The 22,244-nt window shown below is 64.7% G+C and carries 22 protein-coding genes; 15 read left to right on the top strand and 7 right to left on the bottom strand.

The window, feature by feature from the left end; genetic code table 11:
- Positions 1–125 precede the first annotated feature (125 nt).
- The 3 genes from AC1DIN_RS21270 to AC1DIN_RS21260 all read right to left on the bottom strand — a co-directional run bounded on the left by AC1DIN_RS21270 (position 126) and on the right by AC1DIN_RS21260 (position 3,280).
- The gene (locus tag AC1DIN_RS21270; RefSeq protein WP_476811205.1) at positions 126–1,403 is read right to left on the bottom strand and encodes an O-acetylhomoserine aminocarboxypropyltransferase; all 1,278 of its coding nucleotides are present in this window, start codon (positions 1,401–1,403) and stop codon (positions 126–128) included.
- Between the two features lie 68 nt (positions 1,404–1,471).
- On the bottom strand, positions 1,472–2,695 hold the full coding sequence (locus tag AC1DIN_RS21265; RefSeq protein ID WP_476811204.1) for an FAD-dependent oxidoreductase: 1,224 nt from the start codon (positions 2,693–2,695) through the stop codon (positions 1,472–1,474).
- A 54-nt stretch (positions 2,696–2,749) separates the two neighbouring features.
- Positions 2,750–3,280 carry a CoA-binding protein gene (locus AC1DIN_RS21260; RefSeq protein ID WP_441471988.1) on the bottom strand — a complete coding sequence of 177 codons (531 nt, stop codon included), beginning with the start codon at positions 3,278–3,280 and terminating at the stop codon, positions 2,750–2,752.
- Positions 3,281–3,425: 145 nt separating this feature from the next.
- Here AC1DIN_RS21260 and AC1DIN_RS21255 point away from each other — a divergent pair, with 145 nt between their 5' ends.
- On the top strand, positions 3,426–3,854 hold the full coding sequence (locus tag AC1DIN_RS21255) for a hypothetical protein (RefSeq protein WP_441471989.1): 429 nt from the start codon (positions 3,426–3,428) through the stop codon (positions 3,852–3,854).
- A gap of 42 nt (positions 3,855–3,896) precedes the next feature.
- On the opposite strand, the gene AC1DIN_RS21250 is transcribed toward AC1DIN_RS21255, so the two are convergent.
- Positions 3,897–4,706: an enoyl-CoA hydratase gene (locus tag AC1DIN_RS21250; RefSeq protein ID WP_476811203.1), complete on the bottom strand. Its 810-nt coding sequence runs from the start codon at positions 4,704–4,706 to the stop codon at positions 3,897–3,899.
- 128 nt (positions 4,707–4,834) lie between these two features.
- Between AC1DIN_RS21250 and AC1DIN_RS21245 the strand changes: the two genes are divergently transcribed.
- From AC1DIN_RS21245 to AC1DIN_RS21225, 5 genes are all read left to right on the top strand, one after another.
- On the top strand, positions 4,835–5,263 hold the full coding sequence (locus AC1DIN_RS21245; RefSeq protein ID WP_441471991.1) for a PaaI family thioesterase: 429 nt from the start codon (positions 4,835–4,837) through the stop codon (positions 5,261–5,263).
- A gap of 313 nt (positions 5,264–5,576) precedes the next feature.
- The gene (gene rplM / locus AC1DIN_RS21240) at positions 5,577–6,038 is read left to right on the top strand and encodes a 50S ribosomal protein L13 (protein ID WP_199090932.1); all 462 of its coding nucleotides are present in this window, start codon (positions 5,577–5,579) and stop codon (positions 6,036–6,038) included.
- Between the two features lie 2 nt (positions 6,039–6,040).
- A complete protein-coding gene (rpsI, locus tag AC1DIN_RS21235; RefSeq protein ID WP_476811202.1) occupies positions 6,041–6,520 on the top strand; it encodes a 30S ribosomal protein S9 in 480 nt (159 codons plus the stop codon).
- A gap of 494 nt (positions 6,521–7,014) precedes the next feature.
- A complete protein-coding gene (locus tag AC1DIN_RS21230) occupies positions 7,015–8,262 on the top strand; it encodes a hypothetical protein (RefSeq protein WP_476811201.1) in 1,248 nt (415 codons plus the stop codon).
- A gap of 217 nt (positions 8,263–8,479) precedes the next feature.
- On the top strand, positions 8,480–9,232 hold the full coding sequence (locus tag AC1DIN_RS21225) for an SDR family oxidoreductase (RefSeq protein ID WP_476811200.1): 753 nt from the start codon (positions 8,480–8,482) through the stop codon (positions 9,230–9,232).
- A 177-nt stretch (positions 9,233–9,409) separates the two neighbouring features.
- Here the strand turns inward: AC1DIN_RS21225 and AC1DIN_RS21220 are convergent, their stop codons facing one another.
- Complete coding sequence (locus tag AC1DIN_RS21220; protein ID WP_476811199.1) at positions 9,410–9,736, bottom strand: hypothetical protein; 327 nt, start codon at positions 9,734–9,736, stop codon at positions 9,410–9,412.
- Between the two features lie 238 nt (positions 9,737–9,974).
- On the opposite strand from AC1DIN_RS21220, the gene AC1DIN_RS21215 reads away from it, so the two are divergent.
- The 4 genes from AC1DIN_RS21215 (at position 9,975) to AC1DIN_RS21200 (ending at position 13,722) form a co-directional block, all read left to right on the top strand.
- Entirely contained in the window at positions 9,975–10,253 is a 279-nt protein-coding gene (locus AC1DIN_RS21215; RefSeq protein WP_441471996.1) for a hypothetical protein, read from the top strand.
- 14 nt (positions 10,254–10,267) lie between these two features.
- On the top strand, positions 10,268–11,224 hold the full coding sequence (gene speB, locus AC1DIN_RS21210; protein ID WP_476811198.1) for an agmatinase: 957 nt from the start codon (positions 10,268–10,270) through the stop codon (positions 11,222–11,224).
- Positions 11,225–11,571: 347 nt separating this feature from the next.
- The gene (gene argC, locus AC1DIN_RS21205; protein WP_476811197.1) at positions 11,572–12,507 is read left to right on the top strand and encodes an N-acetyl-gamma-glutamyl-phosphate reductase; all 936 of its coding nucleotides are present in this window, start codon (positions 11,572–11,574) and stop codon (positions 12,505–12,507) included.
- A gap of 114 nt (positions 12,508–12,621) precedes the next feature.
- Positions 12,622–13,722, top strand: coding sequence for a helix-turn-helix transcriptional regulator (locus AC1DIN_RS21200; protein ID WP_476811196.1), 1,101 nt, complete (start codon positions 12,622–12,624; stop codon positions 13,720–13,722).
- A 274-nt stretch (positions 13,723–13,996) separates the two neighbouring features.
- Here the strand turns inward: AC1DIN_RS21200 and AC1DIN_RS21195 are convergent, their stop codons facing one another.
- The gene (locus AC1DIN_RS21195) at positions 13,997–14,845 is read right to left on the bottom strand and encodes a fumarylacetoacetate hydrolase family protein (RefSeq protein WP_476811195.1); all 849 of its coding nucleotides are present in this window, start codon (positions 14,843–14,845) and stop codon (positions 13,997–13,999) included.
- A 427-nt stretch (positions 14,846–15,272) separates the two neighbouring features.
- Here AC1DIN_RS21195 and AC1DIN_RS21190 point away from each other — a divergent pair, with 427 nt between their 5' ends.
- On the top strand, positions 15,273–16,589 hold the full coding sequence (locus AC1DIN_RS21190) for an OmpP1/FadL family transporter (protein WP_476811194.1): 1,317 nt from the start codon (positions 15,273–15,275) through the stop codon (positions 16,587–16,589).
- 277 nt (positions 16,590–16,866) lie between these two features.
- Here AC1DIN_RS21190 and AC1DIN_RS21185 read toward each other — a convergent pair whose 3' ends face one another.
- Entirely contained in the window at positions 16,867–18,690 is a 1,824-nt protein-coding gene (locus tag AC1DIN_RS21185; protein ID WP_476811193.1) for a PHA/PHB synthase family protein, read from the bottom strand.
- A 116-nt stretch (positions 18,691–18,806) separates the two neighbouring features.
- On the opposite strand from AC1DIN_RS21185, the gene AC1DIN_RS21180 reads away from it, so the two are divergent.
- The 4 genes from AC1DIN_RS21180 to AC1DIN_RS21165 all read left to right on the top strand — a co-directional run bounded on the left by AC1DIN_RS21180 (position 18,807) and on the right by AC1DIN_RS21165 (position 22,169).
- The gene (locus AC1DIN_RS21180) at positions 18,807–19,262 is read left to right on the top strand and encodes a hypothetical protein (protein ID WP_441472003.1); all 456 of its coding nucleotides are present in this window, start codon (positions 18,807–18,809) and stop codon (positions 19,260–19,262) included.
- Positions 19,263–19,445: 183 nt separating this feature from the next.
- Positions 19,446–20,666: an LL-diaminopimelate aminotransferase gene (locus tag AC1DIN_RS21175; protein ID WP_441472004.1), complete on the top strand. Its 1,221-nt coding sequence runs from the start codon at positions 19,446–19,448 to the stop codon at positions 20,664–20,666.
- Positions 20,667–20,777: 111 nt separating this feature from the next.
- A complete protein-coding gene (locus AC1DIN_RS21170) occupies positions 20,778–21,209 on the top strand; it encodes a hypothetical protein (RefSeq protein WP_441472005.1) in 432 nt (143 codons plus the stop codon).
- A gap of 147 nt (positions 21,210–21,356) precedes the next feature.
- The gene (locus AC1DIN_RS21165; RefSeq protein WP_476811192.1) at positions 21,357–22,169 is read left to right on the top strand and encodes a class I SAM-dependent methyltransferase; all 813 of its coding nucleotides are present in this window, start codon (positions 21,357–21,359) and stop codon (positions 22,167–22,169) included.
- Positions 22,170–22,244: the final 75 nt, after the last annotated feature.

Raw genomic sequence — 22,244 nt, 5'->3', positions numbered from 1 at the left:
CATGCTCGGGCTCGCCCCGAGCATCTCTTGACGGTGAGCTCCCGATTGCCAGCGCGGAAGGGCGCCCTTTCCAGCAGGAGATTCCCGGGTCGGCGCATGGCGCCGCCCGAGAATGACGCGGGACGTCACGCCAGCGCCTGATCGAGATCCGCGACCAGATCCTCGACATCCTCGAGGCCGATCGAGAGGCGGACGACCTGCGGGCCGGCGCCTGATGCCGCCTTCTGCTCGTCGGTGAGCTGGCGGTGGGTGGTCGAGGCCGGGTGGATCACCAGCGAGCGCGTATCGCCGATATTGGCGAGGTGCGAGAACAGCTTGAGGTTCGAGACCAGCTTCACGCCGGCGTCGTAGCCGCCCTTGAGCCCGAAGGTGAAAACCGAGCCCGCGCCCTTCGGCACATAGCGCTTGGCAAGCTCGTGGTACTTGTCGCCGGGCAGGCCGGGATAGCTGACCCATTCCACCGCCGGGTGCTTGGCAAGATGCTCGGCGACCTTCTGCGCGCTCTCGCAATGGCGCTGCATGCGCAAGGGCAGGGTCTCGATGCCGGTCAGCAGCATGAAGGCATTGAAGGGCGAGAGCGCCGGGCCGAGATCGCGCAGGCCGAGCACGCGGGTCGCGATGGCGAAGGCGAAATTGCCGAAGGTCTCGCCCAGCACCATGCCGTTATATTCAGGCCGGGGCTTGGAGAGCATCGGGTAGCGGTCGTCGCCGACCCAATTGAACGAGCCGCCGTCGACGATCAGCCCGCCGATCGAGTTGCCGTGGCCGCCGAGGAACTTGGTGGCCGAATGCACGACGATGTCGGCGCCGTGCTCGAAGGGGCGCAGCAGATAGGGCGTCGCCATCGTGTTGTCGACGATGAGCGGGATATTGTGCTTCTTGGCGATCGCGCTGATCGCAGCGATGTCGACGACGACGCCGCCGGGATTGGCGATGGATTCGATGAAGATCGCCTTGGTCTTCGGCGTCACCGCCTTGGCGAAGCTCTCGATATCGTCGGAATCGGCCCAGATCACGTTCCAGCCGAAGTTCTTGTAGGAGTGGTTGAACTGGTTGATCGAGCCGCCATAGAGCTTGCGAGCCGCGACGAACTCGTCGCCCGGCTGCAGCAAAGCGTGGAAGCTCAGGAACTCGGCCGCATGGCCCGAGGCCACGGCGAGCGCCGCCGTACCGCCCTCCAGCGCCGCGACGCGCTCCTCCAGCACCGCATTCGTTGGGTTGCCGATACGAGTGTAGATGTTGCCGAAGGCCTGCAGGCCGAACAGCGAGGCGGCATGGTCGACATCGTCGAAGACGAAGGAGGTTGTCTGGTAGATCGGCGTGGCGCGAGCGCCCGTTGCCGCATCGGGAGCCGCTCCGGCATGGATGGCGAGTGTGCTGAAACCGGGTGCACGATCGGACATGGCGTTCTCCCTGACACTTTTGATGAAACCGTTCGTTCGATTTAACGAACGCTGCCGGCAGCGTCAATTCAGGCGCGCGGCGCCAGCTCCGTCCCGATATGCTCGGGCCTGAAACCCATGCCTACGAGCCGTGCCGGTATCCGGCGCAGCAGCGGGAACCATTGCAGGAGCTTGAGCAGGAAGGGCGGCTGCACCGGTCCGCTACCGGCGAGGATAGGCGTGATGACGCGGTTCTGGATCGCGACCTGAAGGCCTTGCGTCGTCTTCGTGGGGAAGGTCCGGCGCTCCTGCACGGCGGCAAGGTCGCTGTCTGAGACTCGTCTCTCCCGCAACGGGGCCGCCAACTGGTTGGCGGCGGCCACAGCATCCTGGATCGCCAGATTCACGCCGACGCCGCCTATCGGCGACATCGCATGGGCGGCATCGCCGATGCAGAGCAGCCCCAGCTGCCACCAGCGCTCCAACCGGTCGACGGCGACCGAGAGCAGTTTGAGATCGTCCCAGCTCGCGATCTCGCCGGCGCGATCAGCCAGGATCGGCAGCAGTTCGGCGAGGTTCGCCTTGAAGGCGTCGAGGCCGGCAGCCTGAAGCTTTTCCAGCGTGCCCTTTGGGATCACATAGGCACATTGCCAGTAGTCGCCGCGGTTGAGCATCACCGCGAAGCGCCCGCGCGCGACCTGCCCGAAAGTCTGCGCCGCGTCGCTCTCGCGCCGGGACAGGCGGAACCAGAGCACATCCATCGGCGCGCCGATCTCGTTGACGGTGAAGCCGCCCGCCCGCCGCAGGTCCGAATGGCGCCCGTCCGCCGCAACGACGAGATCGGCCGTGATCGTCGTCTCGCCGTCCTCCGTTTCCGCGGTGATGCCGGTGACGCGCCCATCCTCGCGGATGAGCCCGGTCGCCTTCGCCCGCATCAGCAGGTTGAAACGCGGCAGGTCCCGGCCTCGATCGGCGAGGAAATCCAGGAAATCCCATTGCGGCATGAAGGCGATGTAGGGCGCCGCAACCGGCAGATGGCTGAAATCCGCTATCGGCACGTCCTCATTGCCGAAGCGCGCGACGATGCGCCGTTCCTCGGTGTGCGGCAGCTTCAGGAAGTCGTCGAGCAGGCCGAGTTCCTGCATCAACTGCATCGTCGAGGGGTGAATGGTGTCGCCGCGGAAATCCCGCAGGAAGTCGGCGTGCTTTTCCAGCACCGTCACGTCGACGCCGGCCCGCGCCAGCAGGAAGCCCAGCATCATCCCGGCCGGTCCGCCGCCGGCGATGCAGCAGGTCGTCGCGAGCTCGCGCATTGTCCTGCCTCTCCCTTGCGCGTCATTCTCGGGCTTGACCCGAGAATCTCGGATTTATGTCCCCGGCCGATTGATCGTCAGCTTCTGGAAGCCCTTGCCGGCCAGTACCGGTTTCTTGGCGGAAAGAATGCGCGAGTTGATGCCCTGCCAGCCGATCTCGCCCGACAGCCGGCCATACTCGATCTTCGGGCAGCGATTCATGATGACGGTGACGCCCTTCGCCTCGGCGCGGGCCGCGGCCTCGTCATTGCGCACCGAGAGCTGCATCCAGATCACCTTGGGCAGGGGATCGAGCGCCAATGCCTCGTCGGTGATCGGCCCGGCGGCTTGCGAGTTGCGGAAGATCTCGACCATGTCGATCGGGCCGGGGACGTCCTTGAGCGAGGCGTAGACCGTCCTGCCCAGGATGGTCTGCCCGGCGAGGCCGGGATTGACCGGAACGACATCGTAACCGCGGTCGAGCAGGTATTTCGTCACGATCCAGCTTGGGCGCGCCTCATTCGCGGAGGCGCCGACCAGCGCGATCCGCTTCGTTTCGCGCAGGATGCGACGGATCGCAGCATCGTCGTAGGAATCGTGGCTCAATTGCGGGCACTCGCAGAAAAGTGAAGGGTATCAAAACGCTCCTGCGGCATGTCAAGGCACGCTCAACATAGGCCCGCCATGCTTTCGTGCTTTGCTGATGCGTCGGGGATGGCCCCCGACCTGTCAGTGAAAAGGAGGGCCTGCCATGTGCGACTATAGCCTGCACAATGTGATGTCCACTCCAGCCAAGGTCGGCGACGAGCTGGTTTCGACCCGCTTTCCGCAAGCGAGCACCCGCGGCTTCTGCGCTGTCGGCCGGGCGGACGTGGCCGTCTGCGTCATGCCCGGGACGGAGCTGGCCTTCGCGGCCGATATCGAGTGTGATCGCGGCATGGGGCTGCTGCCCAACCGGAGATATCGTGCCAGGGTCGCGCGTTTCCGCCAGGTCGATCTCGACAAGCCCTATGTCCATCACGATGCGCTCGAACTGCCGGACGGCCGCTTGGTGATGGTGACGAGCTTGGTGGAGGGCCAGCGCGCCACAGTCCTGCAACTGCCGGCGGAGCCGGCTCGTGAGGGCGAGGCCGCCACGCCTGCACCGGTCGTGGAACACCACTATCGGGAAATCGTCTGAATACACTGCAGGACAAGCCCGGCAGTCGACGTGCCGGGCCTGCTATGACTCCCAGATCGGCGCGCGCTTTTCCATGAACGCGCCGATCCCTTCCTCGGCGTCGCGCGCGAGCATGTTCTCGACCATGACCGCCGAAGCGTGGTCGTATGCGGCCTTCAGCCCCATCTCGCGCTGCTCGTAGAAGGCGCGCTTGCCGATCTTGACCGTCGCTGATGACTTCGCGGCGATGGTCGCGGCGAGCCGACGGGCTTCCGCCGGGGCTCCGCCCGCCGGCACGGCGCGGTTGACGAGCCCCATCCGCAAGGCCTCGTCGGCTGGCACCATCTCGCCGAGCAGCAGCATCTCCATGGCGTGCTTGGCCGAGAGGTTGCGTGAGAGTGCGACCATCGGCGTCGAGCAGAACAGGCCGATATGGACGCCCGGCGTGCAAAAACGGGCGTCGCTGCCTGCGACAGCGAGGTCGCAGCTCGCGACGAGCTGGCACCCTGCGGCGGTGGCGGTGCCTTCGACGGCCGCGATGACCGGCTGGGGCAGGGCGGTGATCTGCTGCATCATCGCCGAGCAGCGCCCGAGGATATCTTCGAAATAGGCGCGGCCCCGATCCGCATCGGCACGATGGGCGGTCATTTCCTTCAGATCATGCCCGGCGCTGAAGACGGGGCCTGCGGCGGCAAGGATGACGGCCCGCACCGAGCGGTCGGCGGCGATGGCGGTGAAGGCCTCGCTCAGCGCGGCCAGCATTGCTTCGCTCAGAGGATTGCGAGCCTGCGGGCGGTTCAGCGTCAGCGTCGCGATGCCCTCGGCATCCTCGCGCAGGAGGATGGCGGTGTCCGGTTGGTGATGCGCGTTCATGACGATCCTTCCCGATACCGCCCGCGCCGCCATATTTGCGCGAGCCGCCTTCGTATTTTGCCCTATTGTCGGGGGCGGCCGACCATGCTGCAAGGGGAGAACTTCCGCCTTAGGCTTCGGTTTTTCGCATGACGATCCGTATGAGCGCCGCCGAGATCGAGAGCTATCTCGACGAGGTATTCCCGCAGCTCCACCATGGCGGCCGCACCTATTTCATCGAGGAGGTCGGGCCCATGACGGCCCGGATGCGCTGCGACTACCACGAGAAGCATCTGCGCCCGGGCGGGACCATTTCGGGGCCGACGATGATGGCGCTGGCCGACCTAGCGCTCTATGCGGCGATCCTCGCCCAGATCGGCCCGGTCGGCCTCGCGGTAACGACGAGCCTCAGCTTCAACTTCCTGCGCAAGCCCGGGCAGGCGGCCCTGATCGGCGAAGCGAAGCTCCTGAAACTCGGAAAGCGGCTCGCCGTCGGCGAAGTCCGCCTCTATTCGCAGGGGGAGACCGAGATGGTCTGCCATGCGACGGGGACCTATTCGATCCCGGCGGAGCGGTGAGTCGATGTCCGTTCTGGAAGCCTATCCCGTCATTGCGAGAAGCGAAGCGACGAAGCAATCCAGGAGGACTGGTTGGGACCGTTCGGCCCGGCTCTCCTGGATTGCTTCGCTGCGCTCGCAATGACGGGGGTGCACAAATTAATGCGGTATCATGATACCGTTTTTCTCAGGCAATTGAAAAATCGGCGTTTTCTGCTTTTGAGTGTCGACGGCAACGCTTGACAGCCGGCTTCCTTGCCCCTATCCCGACGCCACACCGCCGCCGGGCTCTCCGGCGGCTTGTCCTTTTTTACGCAACCGAAGGGGTACCGCGATGAAGACCGTCTCGCTCAAGCCCGCCGATGTCGAAAAGAAGTGGGTTGTGATCGACGCCTCCGGGCTCGTCGTCGGCCGTCTCGCCTCCGTTGTGGCGATGCGTCTGCGGGGCAAGCACAAGGCCGCCTACACCCCCCACGTCGACTGCGGCGACAATGTCATCGTCATCAACGCCGAGAAGGTCTCCCTGACCGGCCGCAAGCGTGACCAGAAGGTGTACTACCACCACACTGGCTTCCCGGGCGGGATCAAGGAGCGTTCGGCCAAGTTCATCCTGGAAGGTCGCTTCCCGGAGCGTATCGTCGAGAAGGCTGTCGAGCGCATGCTGCCGCGCGGCCCGCTCTTCCGCCAGATCCTCGGCAACCTGCGCGTCTACAAGGGCGGGGAGCATCCGCACGCTGCCCAGTCGCCGGAGGCGCTCGACGTCGCCGCGCTCAACAGCAAGAACAAGAGGGTCTGACCGTGGCCGAAGTTCTTCAGTCTCTCGCCCAGCTCGGCGACGTCGCCAAGCCTGAGCAGCCCGCTGCTCCCGTCCACGTCAAGAAAGTCGATGCGCAGGGCCGCGCCTATGCCACCGGCAAGCGCAAGAACGCGATCGCCCGCGTCTGGATCAAGCCCGGCTCGGGCAAGGTCACCGTCAACGGCCGCGATCAGGAGATCTACTTCGCTCGCCCGGTGCTGCGCCTCGTGCTCAAGCAGCCGCTGCAGCTCGTCGACCGTGTGACCCAGTACGACGTCGTCGTCTCGGTCAAGGGTGGCGGCCTCTCCGGCCAGGCCGGCGCGGTGCGCCATGGCATCTCCAAGGCGCTGACCTTCTACGAGCCGGAGCTTCGCGGTCCGCTCAAGAAGGAAGGCTTCCTGACCCGCGACTCGCGTGTCGTCGAGCGTAAGAAGTTCGGTAAGGCCAAGGCCCGCCGCAGCTTCCAGTTCTCGAAGCGCTGATTACACTCTTCAAAAGAGTTTCAAAATCAGAGGGTTGGCAGAAATGCCAACCCTCTTTTTTATTGACATAGGCTCGGAAACGCCCCTGACGGGGCCGGGATTCCAGCCTCGGTTTTTGACATCTCCACATTGAAACGATCGCGCCGCACGGTCCATCTCCGGTGCGATGGACCAAGCTTGTCGATGACTGGAATTCGGGCGGGGCACGTCAATGCGTCCGAGGGATTGCGGGAAATATAAGATGGCAGAATCTTTGGAAGCGCCGGTACCGGCTCTGATTGGCTTTCACAGGCGCTCCAGTTTTCGCAAATTGACCGAGAAGACCGGCAACCGGGTTCGACAGAGTGGAAACTTGAAGTCAGTTACGGAATGTAATAGGTTGAAACTACGATGAATTGTTATAAGCCGATTATATCGACATATAAATCAAGTTAAGCCGTGTAGTTGTCTTAAAAAGAGAGATTTTTATGAATTTTTAACGGGGCGCCAACTGCATGTCGAACAATCGGAGCAGTTACCAAAGGACGTCTGTGGCCGCATCGGCCTTTTTTTTAATAGCGATACTGGCCGGAAGTGCAGCCTTTGCTGTTCCCTGGCTCATTGCGATCCTGTTCTTCGTGTTTTGTTTGGCGGCCGCAGCCCTCGCTGGTCTCGTCGTGTTTGGCGGACTCATTGGTCTGTCCCGTGACGCGATGGAACTGCGCGGCCAACCCTACTACTCCAAGCGTCCGCGCGAATGCGCCGCGGGTGCTTTCGTTCACCTACGACGGAAGCTGCTAAGCCTGCTTCCCGGCTCGCCGACTCGATTGCGGCTCCGGCCGGGCGAGTGGGTCAAGGTCCGGCCCTTCGCGGAAATCGCGGCGACACTCGATGACGAAGGTCGGTTGGACGGCCTGCCGTTCATGCCCGAGATGTCGCGCCACTGCGGTAAACGTCTCCGCGTCTTTCGGCGTGTCGAGAAGATCCACTATTATTACGGCCCTACGGCACCTCATCTGCGGCGTTTGCAGGACGCGGTGCTGTTGGACGAATTGCGGTGTGATGGCGCAGGACACGGTGGCTGCCAGGCCGGTTGTCAACTCATCTGGAAAGAGGCTTGGCTCGCCCCCAGCGACAGCGCCGAGGTGGATTTGCCCGCGCTGGAAGCGGCCGACGCGTCGAGGCTGAACACATACACGAAGGTCAGATCGGCCGATGGCGAGGAGCGGTACGCTTGTCAAATGACCGAGCTGCCGACGGCGACAGCACGATTGAGTTGGCGTGATCCGAGGCACTACTGGCGTGAATTGCGTTCGGGCAATGTCCGGCTCGGTCCGTTCATCGTGGCCGTCGCACTCGCGCTGTTCAACACCGTGCAGCGCAAACTCCGCGGTGCGGAGGCGCCCTACCGCGAGCCGACAGACCGCAAGACCAGTCCAAAGGAAGTGCTCGATCTCCAGCCGGGAGAAATCGTGCGCGTGAAGACGCGATTGGAGATCGAACAAACGTTGAATTACCTGTCGAAAAATCGTGGGTTGTGGTTCGATCGCGAAATGCATCGGTTTTGCGGCGGGGAGTTTCGCGTCGCGTCGGTTGTGCGAACCATTGTCGACGAGGCCAGCGGAAAAATGTTGTCGATGGGCAGTGCTTGCATTGTCCTTGCAGGTGTGGCCGCGACCGGAGAATATCTCGGGCTATGCCCCCAGAATGAACTGATCTTCTGGCACGAGATCTGGCTCGAACGCGTCACATCACGTCCTTGACCGTCTCGACCGGTGGGAGCGCTCAGGCGGTTCGTGTCGAAGGCCGTGCGACGAACGCGTGATTGACCTTCGCGCGCGACGCTATTCGTTAATGTAAGATTCTATTTCTCGAAGCGCTGATCGTTTCCGGATCATCCGATATGCGGAGGGGCGGCTCGCAAGAGCCGCCCTTTTCGTATTCTCTGGCGCCTCTTCGACCGATCAACTGGAGCCCGCCATGACCCGCCCCGTCCTTCTCGTCACCGGTGGCAGCCGCGGCATCGGCGCAGCGACCTGCATCATGGCGTCGGGGCGCGGCTACGATGTCGCGGTGAACTACCAGAGCAACGACAAGGCCGCGGCCGAGGTCGTCGAAGCCTGCCAGGCCGCCGGCGCGAAAGCTGTCGCGTTGCGGGGCGACATGGCGAGCGCAACCGACATCATTCGCATCTTCGCGGAAGCCAAGGCAGCGCTCGGCCCGCTCACCCATGTCGTCAACAATGCCGGCATCACCGGCAAGTCGAGCTCGTTGGCCGAGGCTGATACCGCCGTGATCCGGGAGTGCATCGACGTCAACGTGACCGGTGCGATTCTGGTCGCGCGCGAGGCGGCCCGGGCGCTTCTCGCCAACGAAGCGGCGCCGGCACGGGCGATCGTCAACATCTCCTGCGTCGCGGCGGAATTGGGCTCTCCCGGCGAATATGTCTGGTACGCCGCCTCGAAGGGGGCCGTCGATTCCCTCACCATCGGCCTCGCCAAGGAACTGGCGGGCCATGGCATCCGCGTGAATGCGGTGGCGCCCGGCATCACCGAGACGGAAATCCACGCGCTTTCGACGGGGGAGGCCGGCCGTGTCGCGCGCATCGCGCCGCTGATCCCGCTGAAGCGCGCAGCGACTGCCGACGAGATCGCCGAGGCGGTGCTGTTTCTTCTGTCGGAAGCATCGAGCTACACGACGGGCGTGATCCTGAAGGTCTCGGGCGGCCGCTGATGTCGCCGCGCGGGCTTCCGCCGGAGGCTGTAGCTCGGCGGCTTCGAAGCGCGCAGGCCTCGTGATCCGGGCCTCGGAGCGAGCGGGTCGGATGACCCGCTCGCGACGCTACGCAACGCAACGCTACACTCAACAACTCGGTGCGGGGCAAGGATGGCCCCGAGCAACTCGAGATCGTCAGTCGCAGACCTCGACCTGCTTCATCACGCCATCGATGGGAGCCTGCGTGAATCGGCAGGGATTGGCCTTCAGGGGCGGCGAGTAATAGGCGTCCGTCGCCTGGTCGTGGTACTTCGGATATTCCTGCGGCTCCTGCTGGGTTTGCGGAGAGAGCTTGCTCTCGGCCGGCTGATGCGCCTTGGCGGCTACGGTGGTGACCAGGCCCCCGGTACCTATCAGCGTCGGATTTGGTGCTGCCGGATGGGCTGAGGCAGCCGATTGCACGGCGATGCCTCCAAGGGCGAGGGTCAGGGCGAACGCCGTTGCGGCCAGTGTCGTCTTCATAAGCTGCCTCCGAAACCACTGCATTGATAGGCAAGGGTTATTCGTTCCCGCAGGCTTGCAGGAACACCGAAGGATGCTTCCGGGAAAGAGACGCTCCTGCGGCTTGATCCGTGGCATTTTGGAGGCGGCGATCACAATCATGTGCTTCCTTATTATGCGGAGGCTTACGAATTGCGCTCGGGCGTGAAGGAGAGAGCTGCCTCTCGCGCGCTGTTCGCCCCTGATGTAGCAAGAGTCCATGCGCGTCATTCTCACTCTCATCGCCTTCGGCATGATTGCGGTGCCGGCTTTGCTGATGCTGGCGCGCGAGGATATGCCGCGTGCGCGGCGCATCGGCCGGGCGCTGGCCATCTTCCTCGCTCCGGCGGTGGCGCTCGGCTTCATCCATGGCGTGCCGGAGCTGGACGGCCGCGCGCTCAACAATCCCAACGCCTGGACGATGTTCCGGCTCGTGCTGACGGCGCTCGCGCTGATCCTGCCCTGGTGCCTGTTTGTCTGGTTCACCGCGCGCCGCTGATTCGAAGGACGATCATGACCGAAGCCAGCGACAAGCCGCCTATCGATCACGCCTTCACTGGCGGCAGGCGCGGCGGGGCTGCGGATCCGACCTATGCCGGCGCGCTGTCCTTCATGCGCCGGCCTTACGGCAAGGACGTCGCGGGCTGCGATCTCGTGATCTGGGGCGTACCCTTCGACATCGCCGTCACCAATCGGCCGGGCGCGCGTTTCGGGCCTCAGGCGATCCGGCGCGCCAGCGCGATCTTCGACGGCGATCCGCAATACCCGTCCGGTATCGACCCCTTCGCGCGGCTTTCGGCCGTCGACTATGGCGACTGCGCCTTGCCGCGCGGCGATCTGCCGGGCTGTGCCGCGGCGATCGAAACGGAGGCTGCTGGCATCCTCGCCACTGGCGCCCATCTCGTCACGCTGGGCGGGGACCATTTCATCACCCTGCCGCTGCTGCGCGCCCATGTCGCCCGCCATGGCAAGCTGGCACTGATCCAGTTCGATGCCCATCAGGATACCTGGGACGACGGTCCCGGCGGGATCGGTCATGGCAGCTTCGTGCTGGAAGCGGTCCGGGAAGGGCTGATCGATGTCGAGCGCTCGATCCAGATCGGCATCCGCACGGTCGCACCGCGCGACTGCGGCATCGCCAGGATTGACGCCTATGATGCGCATGCGCTCGGCGTCGCCGGGACGGCGGAGCGCATCCGGGAGCGGGTGGGGCAGGGGGCGGCCTACCTCACCTTCGACATCGATGCGCTCGACCCGGCCTTCGCGCCCGGCACGGGCACGCCGGTCTCGGGCGGGCTCAGCGCGGATCTGGCCCTGCGTATGCTCTGGGCGCTCCGCGAGCTCGACATCCGCGGCATGGATGTCGTCGAGGTCTCGCCGCCCTACGACCATGCCGACATCACCGCGATCGCCGCCGCGACCATCGCACAGCACCATATCCAGTCGCTGGCGCTGAAGAACGCGGGTTGAATCAGTTTGCGAAGCCGCGGATTTGAAGTCGGAGCCAGCGCCTGCAAGCCGTTGCAGCGACTCGGAAAAGACGAGCGCCGCCGTCGACCACCGGAGCCGCCGCGAACATGGCGCGGTGCCGTTATGCTTCAGGCTGCGCCGTGTCGTTATTGACAGGGGGCGGTGGCTCCCTCATATCGAGCCTATGGTCAGCAACCTTTCCCGACGTCGCTCGTTTCCGGCCGCTCCGGCGCGCCCGCGATGACGCTCGGCCTGTGACCGAACGCCCGCGACCGCGCCGTGAAGCGCGGTTTTTTTATGCCTGAAGCCCATCCATTGACGCGCGTGTCCAGCGATCGGGGGTCCTGATGAGCCAGAACCTGAAAACCATCTTCATTGACGGCGAAGCCGGCACCACGGGTCTCGGTATCCGCGAGAGGCTGGCGGCCGTGCCGGAGATTGCGGTCAAGAGCATCGACCCGGGCAAGCGCAAAGACCCGGCTGCCCGCAAGGACATGATGGCGAGCGTCGATCTCGTGGTGCTCTGCCTGCCGGACGAAGCTGCCAGGGAATCGGTTGCGCTTGCCGACCAGCTAGGCACGGACGCGCCCAAGATCGTCGATGCCGCGACCGCCCATCGCGTTGCGCCGGGCTGGGTCTACGGCTTTGCCGAGCTCGAGCCGGGCCATGCCGAGAAGATCGCCAAGGCCGATCGCGTCGCCAATCCGGGCTGCTACCCGACAGGCGCCATCGCGCTGCTGCGCCCCCTCGTCGATGCCGGGCTGATGGCGCATGACTATCCCGTCACGGTCAACGCCGTCTCCGGCTATTCCGGCGGCGGCAAGTCGATGATCGAGGAGTTCGAGACCGGTATCGCGCCGGCCTTCGAGCTCTACGGGCTCGGCCTGCGCCACAAGCACCTGCCCGAGTTGCAGGCCTATGCGCGGCTGACCCGGCGGCCGATCTTCGTGCCCTCCGTCGGCAATTTCCGGCAGGGCATGCTGGTTTCGGTTCCGCTGCATCTTGATACGCTGCCGGGGCGGCCGAGCGTCGGCGATCTCCACCATACGCTGGCCGAGCGCTATGCCGGCTCGACCTATGTCAGCGTGCACTCCCAGGACGGCATGGGCGGCAAGATCGAGCCGGAAGCGCTGAACGACACCAACAAGCTCGAGCTGCGCGTTTTCGGGCAGGACGATCTCGGCCAGGCCGTGCTCGTCGCTCGCCTGGACAATCTGGGCAAGGGTGCCTCGGGCGCGGCTGTCCAGAACATCCGCCTGATGCTCGGCCTGCCGGAAGGCTGAGCGCGCGCCGAGGGCTATCGACCGCCGATTACGTCTAAAGGCTAAGCTGGCCTCCCCCAATTGGGGGAGGCCAGCTTGCTGCGGCAAGGTTACCCTCCTGGGCAGAGGGAAATCGTGGCGGGCAGTGAGTTCGAAAACACGCTGATCGACGGCATTTATGAAGCCGCGATCGTGCCTGAGGGCTGGTCTCGCGTCCTGCGGGATACGGCCAGACTCGCCGGCTGCAAGGAAGCGTTGCTCGGCACCGTTCTTGATGAGGACGCGCGCCTGATCGCGTCCTCTCCCGAGTTTGGCGAGGCTTACGAGGAAGTGCTGCGGCGCATCCCGTTCGGCGTCAACGAGAGGGCGCAACGTCTGCTCGTCCATGGCCGGCATGGCTTCATCACGGACAAGGACGTTTTCAGCCCGGACGAAATCGCGAGCGCGCCGCTCTATCAGGACATCCTGATTCCGGCCGGCTATGGTTCCGCTGTCGCGACCGCCATCGCGGCGCCTTCAGGCGACATGACGATCGTTCATTGCGAGCGATCCTTGACCGAAGGCTATGTCGACGCCAGGGGCATATCCGCCTTGGACAGCCTGCGGTCGCATTTCGCGCGCGCTGGTTTGCTTGGGCGTCGGCTGGCGATGGAGCGGGCGCGAGCCGCCTCGCAGGCCCTCGAAGTGATGGGGCTTCCCGCCGCCGTCCTTGGGTTGCGGGGGCAGGTGATCGATGCCAACGCTCTGTTTCAGGATCTGATGCCCGGTGTCTTCCAGGATCGCGCGGCACGCCTTGCCGTGGCGCATGCTCCCGCGGACGATCTGCTGGCTGCCGCCATTGCGGCTCTGTCGCGGCCTGATCTGCCCCAACCGGTACGGTCTCTGCCGATACCGGCACGCCGTGGCGGGGCGCCGATGGTGCTGCATCTCTCGCCGGTACGCGGGCAGGCCCGTGACGTGTTTTCCTTCGCCAGCGCCATCGTGGTCGCGACGCCGGTAACGGCGGGGGCCGGGCCTGAGGCCGGGCTGATCGGCGGGCTCTTCGATCTGACGCCGGCGGAAGCGCGTCTGGCGGCTGCGATCGCGGGCGGGCACACGCCCCGCGAAGCGGCGCAGCGCCTCGGCGTGACCGAGGCGACGGCCCGCACGACGCTGAAGCGCATTCTGGCAAAAACGGGCTCACGCCGGCAGGCGGACCTCGTCGGACTGCTCAAGACGGCCGCGCCGCCGCGTTGAGTGCGGGACCCCCCATTTGGGGGATGTAAGCCCGTCGAAAGCGGGTGAGAGTGGCGAGGCAAAGACGGCGTGGCCGTCAGCGAACGTAACTTTGCGCCGTCAAGGCCGGGTCAAGCGGCTCTGGCGGCGTTTTTTATGCGCGCTGGCCACCGGTTGCGCCGCGCATCCATCGGATGGCTTGCCGCGTTTCCATCGATCAAACAAAAAGACGCCGGCAATGGCCGGCGTCTCATGCTGTCGCTGAGCGGGCGCCTGGCGCGTCCCGCGCGAGAACTCAGCCCTTGTAGGCGACGAAGTTCTGCTTCTGCTCGCCGAGGCCTTCGATGCCGAGCGTCACCACTTCGCCGCCCTTCAGGAAGCGCGGCGGCTTGAAGCCGAGGCCGACGCCGGGGGGCGTACCGGTGGTGATCACGTCGCCTGGATCGAGGCGCATGAACTGGCTGATATAGTGGACGAGATAGGCGGCGCCGAAGATCATCGTCTTGGTCGAGCCGTTCTGGACTCGCTCGCCATCGACCTCGAGCCACATGCCGAGGTTCTGGATGTCCTTGATCTCGTCGGCGGTCACCAGCCAGGGGCCGAGCGGCCCGAAGGTCGGGCAGCCCTTGCCCTTGGCCCACTGGCCGCCGCGCTCCTGTTGGAATTCGCGCTCGGAGACGTCGTTGCAGACGCAGAAGCCGGCGATCGCGGCCATCGCGTCCTTTTCTTCGATGTAGGAGCCGCCGTCGCCGATCACGATCGCGAGCTCGACTTCCCAGTCCGTCTTCTTCGAGCCCTTCGGGATGATGACGTCGTCATTGGGGCCGACGATGCAGTTCGGCGCCTTGTTGAAAAGGATCGGCTCTTTGGGGATCGCCGCGCCCGTCTCGGCGGCATGGTCGGCGAAATTCAGCCCGACGGCGATGAAGTTGCGCACATCGCCGACGCAGGCGCCGATGCGCGGCGAGCCCGACACCAGCGGCAGCGATTCAGGCGAGACCGCCTTGATCTTGGCGAGCGAGGCCGAGGTCAGCGCCTTGCCAGCAACATCGGAGATGACGCCGGACAGGTCGCGCAGCTTGCCCTGGGCATCGAGAAGGGCCGGTTTTTCCTGGCCGAGCGCGCCGTAGCGGAGCAGTTTCAAGGTGTTTCCCCCGTTTCAAACGATCTAAATGGGTTTTCGACTCTGAACGGATGTGACGGCGAAACACAAGTCCGTCTCCGTGCATGGCCCGCCCGCGGCAGCAGGGTGCCCAAGATGTTGCCCGATTGCAACGACGCGCTCCAAAGCGACTTTCTCAACGATGAGTGCGCGGCAGGCCGGGGAGATGCTGCCGGCGCAAAATCGGCAATAGTTCTGATATAAACCATCCTTTTCTGAACGATCGAGCGAGCGATATCGCGAAATCGGTCGCTTTTGGCCATTTTTGGCCTCTCGCAACCGCGAATAAGGAAATCGAGAGGCCGTTTTTGGGCGATGCCGGCGGGATTGCGGCAGGAAACCGCTCGCGGCATGCTTCGAATCAAGCGAGGGCGCGTAACCTCGAAGAACCTCAGCCGGGATGGATTCGATGAAGGGCCTCGTTCGTACTGCCGCAGCCGCCACGGTTTCGCTTGCTGCTCTCCTTGCTGCTGGCGCTGCTTCGGCGAGCTCCTTTGCGATCCGCAGCGGACAGAGCGCCGAAGGCCTCGGCATGGCGTTTGCCGGCGCGGCGTCCGGCGGCATCGGCATGGGCGCGATGGCCTGGAACCCGGCGACCATCACCATGTTCCCGGGGCGCACCAGCAACTGGAACTTCACCTACCTCAACGCCAATGCCAGCTACGATCCGACTTCGGTCACACGCCTCGGCTCGCCATTCGGGCCGGCCAGCCCGATCCAGAACGGGACGGGCAATATCGGCGGTGACGGCGGCTTCATCCCGGCCTCCTATTCGGCCTGGCAGCTCACGGATCGCCTCTGGATCGGTATGCACACCGGCGCGCCCTATGGCCTGCGTTCGAAGGCCGAGGATCAGGTGAATGCCGCTCAGATCTATGGCCGTTCCGCCAAGGTCACGACCATCAACGTCTCGCCGACCATCGGTTACCAGGTCAATGATTGGCTCTCCGTCGGTGCCGCTTTGCAGGTCCAGTACCTCAATACGAGCCTCAAGCAGGCAGCCGGCATCGGCCCGACGGCACCGCCGATCATCATCGAAGGCGACACGATCGATTTCGGCTACCGCTTCGGCTTCACGCTGACGCCGTTCCAGGGCACCAACATCGGCTTGGCCTATCGCTCGGAAGTGCGCCAGACGCTGGAAGGCACGCTGCGCACCCCACTTGCGGTCATCCCGGTCAGGGCCAATCTCAACCTGCCGGATTCGGTGGTGTTCGGCGTCTCGCAGGTCATCAACGACCAGTGGCAGGTGCATGCCGGCGTCGAATGGACGAACTGGAGCCGCTTCCGCAACATCCCGGTCGTCAGCAAGGCCGGCATCCCAGCGACGAGCCTGAACTTCCAGTATGACGATGCCTGGTTCTTCTCGCTCGGCGCGGAATACAAGTACAGCAACGCGCTGACCCTGCGCGCTGGCGTCGGCTATGAGCTCTCGGCCGTCAACGACCGCAACCGCACGATCTTCATCTCCGACAACGACCGGCTCTGGCTCTCCGCCGGCGCGAGCTACCAACTCACCGACAAGATCAAGCTCGATCTCGGCTACACCTATATCGATGTGAAGAAGGCCAAGGTGAACTACGACGGCGCGCACCCGCAGCAGGGCGCCGTGTTCTACACCGCCGAAGCGAAGCCCTATGTTCACGTTGCCTCGGTCGGCATCACCTATCGCTGGGACGACCCGACTCAGACCGTCCCGGTCCATCCGGTGGTTCGCAAGTACTGACTTCAGCGCAGAACGTGCTCGAAAAGCCGGCCCTCGGGCCGGCTTTTCTGTTTCCGATGCTGGCAAGGTCGTTGGCGGCGATCCGCCCCGAAGGGTTCAGGCCGATATTTCAGCCGCAGGCGCGGATCGGCCGCTCGTTCATCTGCTCGCGAGCGCGCCAATCCACCTGCTTATTCCGGGGCTCCGATGCCTGGCCCTCTCGATGACTTCGACGAGGCGGCGCGGGCTTGCGCAGCGTATCGGCCCATCCGCCGATGATGGCACGCCTCGGACCGTCTCAGACCCGGACCTTGACATAGGTGCCGGGCGCATCCGCGAGCGCCGGCAGCCTGCCGCCCCCCGGTTCGCGCGCCGCCACCTTCTTCGGTGCCTGCGCTTCGAGCCATGCGAACCAATGCGGCCACCACGAGCCCGGGTGTTCCTCGGCCTTCGCCTGCCAGTCGGCATAGCTTCCCTTGGCCGGGCCGCCCGTCCAGTACTGGTACTTCGCCTTGCTCGGCGGGTTGACGACGCCTGCGATATGGCCGGAGCCCGCGACGACGTGCTCCACCGGGCCGCCGAAACATTGCGAGCCGTTGAAGACGGATTGCGCCGGGGCGATGTGATCCTCCCGCGTGGCGAGATTGTAGACCGGCATCGTCACACGCCGCAGATTCAGCTTCTTCCCGTCGATCGTCATCTCGCCCTTGGCGAGCTTGTTGTCGAGATAGCAGTTGCGCAGGTAGAAGGAATGGTTCGCCGCCGGCATCCGGGTCGAATCCGAGTTCCAGTAGAGCAGGTCGAAGGCAGCGGGCGTCTTGCCCTTCAGGTAATTGTTGACCGCGTAGGACCAGATCAGGTCGTTGGGCCGCAGCATGTTGAAGGCGCCCGACATGCGCGAGCCATCGAGATAGCCGGTCTTGGCCATCTGCTCTTCAATCGCGTGGATCTGTTCTTCGTCCACGAAGACCGAAAGCTCGCCCGGCTGCGAGAAGTCGACCTGCGTGGTGAAGAAGGTGGCGCTCTCGATCCGCTTGTCGCCGATGGCGGCCATATAGGCGAGCGTCATGCCAAGTAGCGTGCCGCCGACACAGTAGCCGATGGCCGAAACGCGCTTCTCGCCCGTCGCGCGTTCGATCGTATCGAGGGCGGCGAAGATGCCCTCATGCATATAGCTTTCGAAATCCTTGGTGGCATGCCGGGCGTCGGGGTTGACCCAGGAGATGCAGAACACCGTCAGCCCCTGCTCGACACACCAGCGGATGAAGCTCTTTTCCGGGTTGAGGTCGAGGATATAGAACTTGTTGATCCAGGGCGGCACGATCAGCAGCGGTCGCTTCAGTACCTGCGGCGTCGACGGCGTGTACTGGATCAGTTCCATGACGTCGTCGCGGAAGATCACCTTGCCGGGCGTCATCGCGATGTTGACGCCGACCTCGAAGGCTTTGGCGTCGGACTGGCGAATCTTGAGCTCGCCGCCGCCGGCCTCGACGTCCTCCGCGAGCATCTTCATGCCGCGCACCAGATTCTCGCCATTCTGCCGCAGCGTCTCGCGCAGCAGTTCGGGATTGGTCGCGACGAAATTGGTCGGCGAGAGCGCTCCGGCGATTTGCTTGATGTAGAAACGCGCCTTGTTGCGCGTATGCGGGTCGAGGTCGTCGGCCTTTTCGACCATGGTCTCGGCCCAGCGCGAGCCGATGAGATAGGCCTGCTTGATGAAGTCGAAGGTCGGGAGGTTCGTCCAGTCCGGATCCTTGAAGCGATTGTCGCGCTTGTCGGGCTCGGCGACCGGGGCGACCTCCTCGCCGCTGGCGCGCTTCAGCGCCGCGCTCCACAAATTCATGAAGTCGCGGGTCAACGAAGCCTGCGCCTCGATGATCTTTGCGGGGTCGTTGACCCACTGCTCGGCGACACGGCCCAGCGTCTTGACCATGTCGCTCGCCTCGTCGGCCTGGCCGGTCTTGGTCTGGCCGCGTTCCAGAGGCTTCAGATAGGCGGCGGTGACCTTGCCGTATTCCTCTACGAGCCGTCCCATGTTCTGCGCGAACTGGTCGAAGTCAGGAACCGGAGACTCGGCGGAACCTTTGTGGTCCTTGGCTCGGTCGTCGACATGGCGGTTCATGAGTCGTCTTCCCCCTTGTCGTCATAGGATAGCGCATGGCTTCCCACTTTGGTCCTATTAAGGACGCAACCGCTGTGCTTTACCAAGCACATTCGACAAACTTGCTGGAAGAACCCATGCCGATCGAGATGCCTGCGAGGAAGCCGCTTCGGATTGCGGTGGTGATGGCCGCTGCTGGCATCGCCCTGGCGGGCTGCGCCGGGGATGAGGGCGTCAAGGGCGTGGCGGAAGCGGCCGGCATGGCGACGACGCCGCAGGAGGCAAAGAGCTTCGTCCGCGAGACGCGCCCTGCGGATGCGCAATACATCCCCGTCGGCAGCACGATCGGGGTCGATCAGCTTTGCCCGGGGCCGAATCCACCGGCTCCTTATGTGCCGACGGGGCAGGCGGCCCGCTTTGCGGCGCCGAAGCCGGCCCGCGGCCCCAATGACCCGTGCAAGAAGCGCTCGGACTTCCAGAAGATCGAGTCTCAGCTCGAGGCCAAGCGCCAGGCCAATGAAAGCGCCGGCACTCAGGCGAAGTCGCTGGGCGAGACGCCCGCTCCTCAGCCTGCGAAGATTCCTCAGAACTGATTTTCGGCCTCGGCGAAGAGAGGGGGTGTTCAGCGCTCGTGTCGCCATTTCGTCGCAGTGGCAAAATATTGCGTTTTTTGTTCTGTGCGGACGAAAGATGCGGTGCTAAGCACCTCCTGCGCAAAGAAGTGACATGCGCCCGAAAAGACACTGCCGGCGCCGCCGGCCGAGGACCTGTTCGAAATGACCGATTTTCACCGTATCAAGCGCCTGCCGCCCTACGTTTTCGAACAGGTCAACAAGATCAAGGCAGCCGAGCGCGCCAAGGGCGTCGACATCATCGATCTCGGCATGGGCAATCCCGACCTGCCGGCGCCGAAGCATGTGATCGAGAAGTTGGTCGAGACGGCCGGCAAGCCGCGCACAGACCGCTATTCCGCCTCGAAGGGCATTGTCGGCCTGCGCCGCGCCCAGGCGAATTATTACGAGCGCCGCTTCGGCGTGAAGCTCAACCCCGAGACGCAGGTCGTCGCGACGCTGGGCTCCAAGGAGGGCTTCGCCAACATGGCGCAGGCCATCACCGGCCCGGGCGATGTCGTGCTCGTGCCGAATCCGAGCTATCCGATCCACGCCTTCGGCTTCCTGATGGCGGGCGGCGTGATTCGCTCGGTTCCCGCCGAGCCGACCCCGGCGATGTTCCCTGCGCTGGAGCGGGCGATGGCGCATTCGGTGCCGAAGCCGATCGCGCTCGTCACCTGCTATCCCGCGAACCCCACGGCCTATGTCGCGACGCTCGACTTCTACCGTGACCTCGTCGCCTTCGCGAAGAAGCACGACATCATCCTGCTGTCGGACCTCGCCTATGCCGAGGTCTATTTCGACGACAACAACCCGCCGCCCTCGATGCTGCAGGTGCCGGGCGCGATCGACGTCGCGGTCGAATTCACCTCGATGTCGAAGACCTTTTCCATGGCCGGCTGGCGCATGGGCTTCGCCGTCGGCAACGAGCGCCTGCTCGCCGCGCTCGCGCGGGTGAAGTCCTATCTCGACTACGGCGCCTATACGCCGATCCAGGTCGCGGCCGCGGCTGCGCTTAACGGGCCCGACGACTGCATTCGCGAGATGCGCGACATCTACCGCAAGCGCCGTGACGCCCTGGTCGAGAGCTTCGGCAAGGCGGGCTGGGAGTTTCCAGCGCCGGAAGCCTCGATGTTCGCCTGGGTCGCGATCCCCGAAAAGTTCCGCCATCTGGGTTCGCTGGAGTTCTCCAAGCTCCTGATCGAGAAGGCCGAGGTCGCGGTCGCACCCGGCATCGGCTTCGGCGAGCATGGCGATGACTATGTCCGCATCGCCATCGTCGAGAACGAACAGCGCATCCGCCAGGCGGCGCGCAATGTCGGCCGCTTCCTGAAGGGCGCCGACGCCACGCTGCACAACGTCATCCAGATGCCGAAGGCGGGGTAGGGCGGATCTCCGGAGGGTGTGGTGCTGCGGCCTCTGGACACGGGGGCGCAAAACATGGGAACCGATGCGGTGCGGACAGCCTGCTCCGCACCGCGTCCGAGGCCCGTCTCCATGCTCCGAAAAGGCCGCCTGCTCGGCGTCGCTTTTGCCGTCTTCGCCCTGGTCTGCCTCGTTGCGACCTATGACTACTCGAAGGGGCGCATCCCACAGACCCGCTCGGCGCTGGTTTCCGACGTGCTGTCGGTCACGAACGGGCGTGAATGCGCCCGCGACGCGACCGAGATCGTCTCCCGTTTCATCCCCGTCGGGACGGAGCGGGCCGAGGCCGAGCGCAAGCTCACGGAGATCACGATCGATCCGCCGAAGCCCTGGTTCTGGACCCCGGCGGTCGAAAACAGCACGGTTTCCGAAGGCAACTCCATCGAGGCGTTGCACACCATCAAGGCGACGGCCTTCGGCAGCAACCTGCTGCGCATCTATCTCGGCTTCGAGGACGGCAAGGTGAAGCGCGTCGCTGCCGAGGTCGTCTGCCATTTCGGCTGAGACAGGTTGCGGAGATCGCTGAAGCGCCGCGTCCTTCGGGCCGGTGCTTCACCACCGCGCGCATGCGCGCGGTGGCTTGAACAATGCGGTTTCGTTACGTCAGTCGCTGAGCTATCCTGTCCGAGGGGTGCTGTAACAGGTGCTGCCATGGAAGCGACGGACAAGGTTTTCGCCGGTCCCATTCCGCAGATCTACGACCGGCTGCTCGTACCTCTGATCTTTCGACCCTATGCCGAGGATCTGGCCGCTCGCGTCATGGCCTCACGGCCCTCGCGCATTCTCGAACTTGCAGCCGGGACGGGCGCGCTGACGCGCGCGATGGCTGCGCGTCTCGATGGCGCGAGCATCGTCGCGACCGATCTCAATCAGCCGATGCTCGACCTTGCCGCTGCGCAGCTGGCGGGCGACGACAGGGTCGTCTGGCAGCAGGCGGACGCGCTCGATCTGTCGTTCGCCGACGAGAGCTTCGATGTCGTAGCCTGCCAGTTTGGGGTGATGTTCTTTCCCGACAAGCCGAAAAGCCATAGCGGAGTGCGGCGCGTTCTGCGGCCGGGCGGCCGCTATCTGTTCAATGTCTGGGACGCGGTCGGCAGCAACGACTTCGCGGGGGTGCTGCTGGACGCGTTGGCGGAGACATTCCCGGCCGATCCTCCTCGCTTCATCGAGCGCACGCCGCATGGTTATCACGACGTCGGAACGATAGAACTCGATCTCTTGGCCGGCGGCTTCGCGCGGCCGGTGATCGAGCGTGTCGAGAAGCGCTCCCGCGCCGAATCCGCGATCGATGTCGCGACGGGCTTCTGCCAGGGGACGCCGATCCGCGGCGAAATCGAGGCGCGGGGCGCGCCGGGGCTGATGGCTGCGACCGAGGCTGTGGCGAAGGCGCTGGAGCGTCGGTTCGGCTCCGGCCCGATCGAGGGAGGCATCGCCGCATTCGTTGTTTCGGCCCAGCGCGAGTAGCGCCGACGACATTTCGGAGGGCGGTGCAGCATTGCTCTCCGTTGACTTGCCCCGTGCCGCATGCCAACCCGGCGC

Source organism: Allobosea sp. 05T438 (assembly GCF_056396025.1).
Note: the sequence above shows the minus strand (reverse complement) of the source record. Positions and strands in the feature narration are given on the sequence as shown.

What these genes read in the sequence shown, in the direction of transcription:
- AC1DIN_RS21270 (WP_476811205.1), bottom strand. Translation starts at nt 1,403, where the DNA reads ATGTCCGATCGTGCACCCGGTTTCAGCACACTCGCCATCCATGCCGGA.
- AC1DIN_RS21265 (WP_476811204.1), bottom strand. Translation starts at nt 2,695, where the DNA reads ATGCGCGAGCTCGCGACGACCTGCTGCATCGCCGGCGGCGGACCGGCC.
- AC1DIN_RS21255 (WP_441471989.1), top strand. Translation starts at nt 3,426, where the DNA reads ATGTGCGACTATAGCCTGCACAATGTGATGTCCACTCCAGCCAAGGTC.
- AC1DIN_RS21250 (WP_476811203.1), bottom strand. Translation starts at nt 4,706, where the DNA reads ATGAACGCGCATCACCAACCGGACACCGCCATCCTCCTGCGCGAGGAT.
- AC1DIN_RS21245 (WP_441471991.1), top strand. Translation starts at nt 4,835, where the DNA reads ATGACGATCCGTATGAGCGCCGCCGAGATCGAGAGCTATCTCGACGAG.
- rplM (WP_199090932.1), top strand. Translation starts at nt 5,577, where the DNA reads ATGAAGACCGTCTCGCTCAAGCCCGCCGATGTCGAAAAGAAGTGGGTT.
- AC1DIN_RS21230 (WP_476811201.1), top strand. Translation starts at nt 7,015, where the DNA reads ATGTCGAACAATCGGAGCAGTTACCAAAGGACGTCTGTGGCCGCATCG.
- AC1DIN_RS21225 (WP_476811200.1), top strand. Translation starts at nt 8,480, where the DNA reads ATGACCCGCCCCGTCCTTCTCGTCACCGGTGGCAGCCGCGGCATCGGC.
- AC1DIN_RS21220 (WP_476811199.1), bottom strand. Translation starts at nt 9,736, where the DNA reads ATGAAGACGACACTGGCCGCAACGGCGTTCGCCCTGACCCTCGCCCTT.
- AC1DIN_RS21215 (WP_441471996.1), top strand. Translation starts at nt 9,975, where the DNA reads ATGCGCGTCATTCTCACTCTCATCGCCTTCGGCATGATTGCGGTGCCG.
- speB (WP_476811198.1), top strand. Translation starts at nt 10,268, where the DNA reads ATGACCGAAGCCAGCGACAAGCCGCCTATCGATCACGCCTTCACTGGC.
- argC (WP_476811197.1), top strand. Translation starts at nt 11,572, where the DNA reads ATGAGCCAGAACCTGAAAACCATCTTCATTGACGGCGAAGCCGGCACC.
- AC1DIN_RS21190 (WP_476811194.1), top strand. Translation starts at nt 15,273, where the DNA reads ATGAAGGGCCTCGTTCGTACTGCCGCAGCCGCCACGGTTTCGCTTGCT.
- AC1DIN_RS21185 (WP_476811193.1), bottom strand. Translation starts at nt 18,690, where the DNA reads ATGAACCGCCATGTCGACGACCGAGCCAAGGACCACAAAGGTTCCGCC.
- AC1DIN_RS21180 (WP_441472003.1), top strand. Translation starts at nt 18,807, where the DNA reads ATGCCGATCGAGATGCCTGCGAGGAAGCCGCTTCGGATTGCGGTGGTG.
- AC1DIN_RS21175 (WP_441472004.1), top strand. Translation starts at nt 19,446, where the DNA reads ATGACCGATTTTCACCGTATCAAGCGCCTGCCGCCCTACGTTTTCGAA.
- AC1DIN_RS21170 (WP_441472005.1), top strand. Translation starts at nt 20,778, where the DNA reads ATGCTCCGAAAAGGCCGCCTGCTCGGCGTCGCTTTTGCCGTCTTCGCC.
- AC1DIN_RS21165 (WP_476811192.1), top strand. Translation starts at nt 21,357, where the DNA reads ATGGAAGCGACGGACAAGGTTTTCGCCGGTCCCATTCCGCAGATCTAC.